Source organism: Ilumatobacter nonamiensis YM16-303 (assembly GCF_000350145.1).
In the GTDB taxonomy this organism is placed as follows: domain Bacteria; phylum Actinomycetota; class Acidimicrobiia; order Acidimicrobiales; family Ilumatobacteraceae; genus Ilumatobacter_A; species Ilumatobacter_A nonamiensis.
In genome coordinates this window covers 1-5223 of record NZ_BAOL01000260.1, presented here as the reverse complement: position 1 = coordinate 5223, position 5223 = coordinate 1, and the positions used below count along the sequence as shown (strand labels likewise).

The 5223-nt window shown below is 68.4% G+C and carries 6 protein-coding genes; 4 read left to right on the top strand and 2 right to left on the bottom strand.

The window, feature by feature from the left end; genetic code table 11:
• Positions 1–65 precede the first annotated feature (65 nt).
• Both purE and ON45_RS19185 read left to right on the top strand, forming a co-directional pair.
• A complete protein-coding gene (gene purE, locus ON45_RS19190; protein ID WP_040496156.1) occupies positions 66–533 on the top strand; it encodes a 5-(carboxyamino)imidazole ribonucleotide mutase in 468 nt (155 codons plus the stop codon).
• Positions 530–1696, top strand: coding sequence for a 5-(carboxyamino)imidazole ribonucleotide synthase (locus tag ON45_RS19185; RefSeq protein WP_040496155.1), 1167 nt, complete (start codon positions 530–532; stop codon positions 1694–1696). The genes purE and ON45_RS19185 overlap by 4 nt, the downstream gene beginning before the upstream one ends.
• A gap of 100 nt (positions 1697–1796) precedes the next feature.
• Here the strand turns inward: ON45_RS19185 and ON45_RS19180 are convergent, their stop codons facing one another.
• Positions 1797–3032: an FAD-binding protein gene (locus tag ON45_RS19180; protein ID WP_040496153.1), complete on the bottom strand. Its 1236-nt coding sequence runs from the start codon at positions 3030–3032 to the stop codon at positions 1797–1799.
• 1 nt (position 3033) lies between these two features.
• On the bottom strand, positions 3034–3843 hold the full coding sequence (gene speB, locus ON45_RS19175) for an agmatinase (protein ID WP_040496152.1): 810 nt from the start codon (positions 3841–3843) through the stop codon (positions 3034–3036).
• A gap of 55 nt (positions 3844–3898) precedes the next feature.
• Between speB and ON45_RS19170 the strand changes: the two genes are divergently transcribed.
• Complete coding sequence (locus ON45_RS19170; protein WP_040496151.1) at positions 3899–4687, top strand: alpha/beta fold hydrolase; 789 nt, start codon at positions 3899–3901, stop codon at positions 4685–4687.
• Positions 4688–4709: 22 nt separating this feature from the next.
• Positions 4710–5180, top strand: coding sequence for a hypothetical protein (locus tag ON45_RS19165; protein WP_040496150.1), 471 nt, complete (start codon positions 4710–4712; stop codon positions 5178–5180).
• The last annotated feature ends 43 nt before the right edge of the window (positions 5181–5223 follow it).

Here is a 5223-nt window from a genome sequence, read left to right as displayed (position 1 = left end):
TCGCGCACGGAGCGCGGGAACTGTTCACGAGTTGCGAATAGGGTGGCTGGGTGATCGGAGTGGTGATGGGGTCGGCGAGTGATTGGCCGACGATGGAGAAGGCGGTCGAGGTACTCACCCACTTCGATGTGAAGCACGAGGCCGCGGTGGTGAGCGCCCATCGGATGCCCGACGAGATGTTCGCCTACGCCGAGTCGGCGCACGAGCGCGGCCTGCGAGCGATCATCGCCGGAGCCGGAGGGGCCGCTCATCTCCCCGGGATGCTCGCTGCCAAGACGACGGTGCCGGTGCTCGGGGTACCCGTCGCATCACGCCACCTGTCCGGTCAGGACTCGTTGCTGTCGATCGTCCAGATGCCGGCGGGAATCCCGACTGCGACGTTCGCGATCGGCGAAGCCGGTGCCACCAACGCGGCGCTGTTCGCGGTCGCGATGCTCGCGGTCGACGACGAGGAGCTACGCGACCGGCTCGACCGGTACCGCGCCGATCGACGCGACGCCGCCGCAGCTTCGGTGCTTCCCCCACCGGCATGACCGCGCCGATCGTTCCACCCGCGACCGTCGGGATGCTGGGCGGAGGCCAACTCGGCAAGTACGCCCTGATGGCGGCCAACGCGATGGGGTATCGAACGCTGGTCGTGGACCCCGACCCGAACGCTCCCGCAGCGGTGGTCGCGAACGAGCACCTCGTCGCGCCATACGACGACCCGGGGGCGCTGGCTCGGCTGGCGGCGGAGTGTGCGGTGGTCACCACCGAGTTCGAGAACGCCCCCGCCGCCGCGCTCGACGAACTGGCCGCATCGATCCCCGTCGCCCCGGCGGCGTCGGCCGTGGCGGTCGCGCAGGACCGGATCGTCGAGAAGACCTTCATGGTCGACCACGAGGTCGCCGTCGGTCCGTTCGCTCCGGCCCCGGCGACCCTCGACGACGCCCAGCGCCGCGCCATCCACGCAGTCGCCGAACACGGCGCGATCGTGAAGACCGCCCGGTTCGGCTACGACGGGAAGGGCCAACGCCGCGCGGCCGGGCCCGCCGAGGTCGACGAGGCACTCACAGAGTTCGCCGGGACCGACTGCATCGTCGAGGCACTGCTCGACCTCCACGCCGAGATCAGCGTGATCGTCGCGCGCACCGCCGACGGTGCACTGACGAACTGGCCGATCGCCGAGAACGTGCACGTCGACGGCATTCTGGATGTGTCGGTGGTGCCCGCGCGGGTCGACCCGGCGATCGGCGAGCGGGCGATCGAGCTCGCCACCACCATCGTCGAAGCGCTCGAGTACGTCGGTGTGCTCGCCGTCGAGATGTTCGTGGTCGACGGCGACCGGCTGCTCGTGAACGAGATCGCTCCACGACCGCACAACAGCGGCCACTGGACCCTCGACGCCAGCGTCACCAGCCAGTTCGAACAACAGATCCGCGCGGTGTGCGGAGTGGGCCTCGCCGACACCGCGATGACCGCACCTGCCGTCGCGATGGTGAATCTGCTCGGCGATCTCTGGTTCCGTGACGGTCGGGGCGAGGGCATCGAGCCCGACTGGGCCGAGGCGCTCGCCGACCCCGCGGCGACTCTCCACCTGTACGGCAAGACCGACGCTCGACCCGGACGCAAGATGGGCCACCTCACCGTGACGGCCGATTCGCCGGACGCGGCGGAGCGGAGAGCCCTCGCCCTCCGCTCCCGACTGTCCGACTGATGAGGTGCTCCCTTCGATGTCGGCCTGGCCGTTCCGGTGGCGATCACCCTTCCTGACCCGCGAGCAACGGGGTCCTTGCAGTCGGCAGCGGAGTTCGGCGTCAGAGCACGTGGCGCTCGAACCACGGCGTGGTGAATCGTCCACCGGGATCCAATTGATCTCGAAGGTCGAGGAAGTCATCGAGCCGTTCGTACGCAGTGGCTGCGCGGAACGACGTCGGGAAGACCTTCCCCCAGTGGGGTCGCGCCGCGAACGGCTCGAGTTGCTGCGCGAGCAGTTCGACCGCGGTCTCGACCGCAGCCGAGTCGCGTCGCCAGGTGAAGTGGAACGCCGTCGAGTCGCGGCCGTGACACGGGCTCATCCACAGGTCATCGCCCGCGATCGTGCGGATCTCACTCACGAGGAGCACCTCGTCGAGTTCGTCCCCGATCGCGCGGATTGCCTCGATCGCCGCGACGCTGTCGCCGCGATCGACGAAGAACTCGGACTGGATCTCGGCACCCGCGCTCGGGACGGCGTCGGCGCGGAAGTGCGGCCATCGGTCCCACCACGGACCGGGCACACCGCCCTGCTCGGTGCACCCCGTCGCGGCGATCCCGGGAATCGGATTTCGTGGCGAGGTGGCGGAGGTCAACGGCACGTCGAGCGACGACGCGCGCCGATCATCCACGCGACGCTTGCACCACAACGCGCCGGGTGTCGCTCCCCATCGCGTGAAGACACTCACGCTCGTCGCCGAGTCGAACACCTCGTCGAACCGGCTGGCGAGCGTTTCCCAGTCCAAACCGTCGAACACCGTCTGTTCGACGGAGTACGTCTCCTCGAGGGCCAACTCGAGGCGGGTCACCACACCGAGCGCGCCCAGATGGACGACCGCGCCATCGAAGTAGTCGTCGCCACGATGAAAGGTCGCGACGTCCCCATCGGCGGTGATCATCTCGACCGATTCGACAGCCGTCGAGAGGTTCCCGAGCGCAGACCCCGATCCATGCGTGCCCGTGGCGGTGGCTCCCGCGACCGAGAGGTGCGGCAGGGATGCAAGGTTGTGCAACGCCATCCGAGCTCGGTCGAGGTGCCAGGTCAGCTCGGAGTAGGTCGTCGCCCCGCTCACACTGACCCGTCGGCGCGCCCGGTCGATGACCGGAGGCGACGCCAGGTTGGACAGGTCCACCAACACCTCACCGTCGCCGATGTCGTTGAACGTGTGCCGCGTTCCGATCACCGACACCTGTGGCGATTCGGCGATCGACCGTTGCACATCACCGAGGGTTGCCGGGCGCTCGATCGCCACGGCGCGATACTCGCGATTGCCGCCCCAGCTCCGGATCACCGCCACGTCAACGTCGCTCCACCATCGCGCCGGCGATCTCCTTGACGAGCTTCGCGGCGACCATCGCCGTCATGTCGACGACGTCGCGGCTCGGGTTGAGTTCGACGACATCGGCTCCGACGAGGGGGCCGGGCAGAGCGTCGATGACGTCGAGCACCTCCCGGACCGTGAGGCCGCCCGGCTCGTGATGACTCACCCCGGGAGCACACGAGGGGTCGAGACCGTCAAGATCGATGCTCAGGTACATCGGTCCCGTGAGCTTCGCCGCGTCGAACTCGTCGAGTTCGCGCGGCGTGATCATGGTGACGCCCCATCGCTCCGACTGCTCGACCTGGTGCCGGTTCGCGGTGCGGATCCCGAGTTGGACGAGTGATGTCATGCAGGACTCTTCGAGCGCACGAGCGAACGGCGAGGCATGGCTGAGCCGGTTCCCGTCGAGATCGTCGTACATGTCCGGATGCGCGTCGACGTGGACGACGGTCAGGTCGTCGTAGCGCTCGCGCATCGCGCGCAGGATCGGGTACGTCACCGAGTGATCACCACCGAGCGAGATGATCTGGCGGTGCGCGACGAGTTGATCTCGCACTGCGGCAGTGATCACGTCGGCGTCGGCCTCCGACCCGGTGACGTTCGTGATCCCCACGTCACCCACATCGCGGAGCAGCGGGATGACCTCCACCGACCGCTCGGTCGCCTCGTTCCCCGAGGTCGAGTGCAACGCCGCGCGTATCGCCGCCGGGCCCGCTGCGCACCCGAACATGAACGACGAGTTCGCGTCCAACGGAATCCCGAGCAGCGCAATGGGATCGGTGGTCATCGTTCCATCATCGCGTAGGTGTGACGGTGCGGGCCGTGCGTGCGACACTTCTCCGATGGGCACGACACACTCCGCCGACGGCACGACGCTCGCGTTCGACGACCACGCGGGAGGCGATGGAACACCCGTGATCCTCGTTCACGGCATCACCGAGAGCGCCGTCACGTGGGGTCCTCTGATCGACCGACTCACTCCGAATCGACGGGTGGTCGCCGTCGATCTTCGCGGCCACGGAAGGTCGGGGAAGGCCGAGCGGTACGACCTCGAAGCGATGGCGGGCGACATCGCCGCGGTGGCCGTGCACCTCGGGATCGACCGGCCACATCTCGTCGGGCACTCGCTCGGCGGCGCCGTCGTCTCGGCTGCGGGTGCGGCAATGCCGGTCAGCTCGGTGGTCGACGTCGACCAGTCCCTGCAGCTCGATGCGTTCAAGGGACAGTTGATGGGCTTCGCCGACCAGCTGCGCGATCCCGCGGCGTTCCCACTCGTGATCGAGGCGCTGTTCCAGATGATGGCGGGTGACAAGATCAGCCCGGACGAGATGGCTCGCGTCGACGAGGCCCGCCGACCCGACCAGGACGTCGTGCTCGGAGTGTGGGAGCTGCTGCTCACCGAGTCGACCGAGCACATCGCCACCGTGGTCGACGAGGCGCTCGCCGGATACGACGGTGTCGATGTCGACTACCTCGCGCTGTTCGGCATCGACCCCGGTGAGGGATACGGCGACTGGCTGGCCGGCCACATCGACGGCGCGGTCACCGAGGTCTGGGCCGATCACGGGCACTATCCGCATCTCGTCGACCCGGATCGGTTCGTCGCCCGCCTCGACGCGTTCTGGTCCTGACGGCGAGCGGTACGGTTCCGGCGTGGCACGTCTCGAAGAGGTCGGCGAACGGGACGGCTGGCGCTGCTGGCTCTGTGACGAACCGGTCGACCCGGACCGATCGGTGAACGACGACCGCGGTCCGAGCGTCGACGCGCGCATGACCGATCGCAAGGCGAAGGCTCGTGGGAAGAAGGCCAAGCGGAAGAGCCCGGGCGAACTCCCCGAACGGCTGGCCCACCGATCGTGCAACACCAAGAAGGGCAACGTCGACGCCGTGGTTCCGTGGGCTGATCATCTCTTCGTCGTCGATCCGTCGCCGATCATCCCGAGCGTCGAACGACTCGCAACGAAGGGCGGGCGCGAGGTGATGGCCCGCTGCCCGAGTCGCGCGGACGCCGACGAGGCCGCGGCGTGGCTGGTCGATCGGATCTCGCGCCTCGAACCGGACCTCGCCGTCAGCTCCGACATCGACGAAGGTGGCGGTCAGTTCCTCGTCGCCCTCCGCGCGTAGCAACCTGCCCATCCGGTGCCATCCGGTGTCTGACACCCGATGG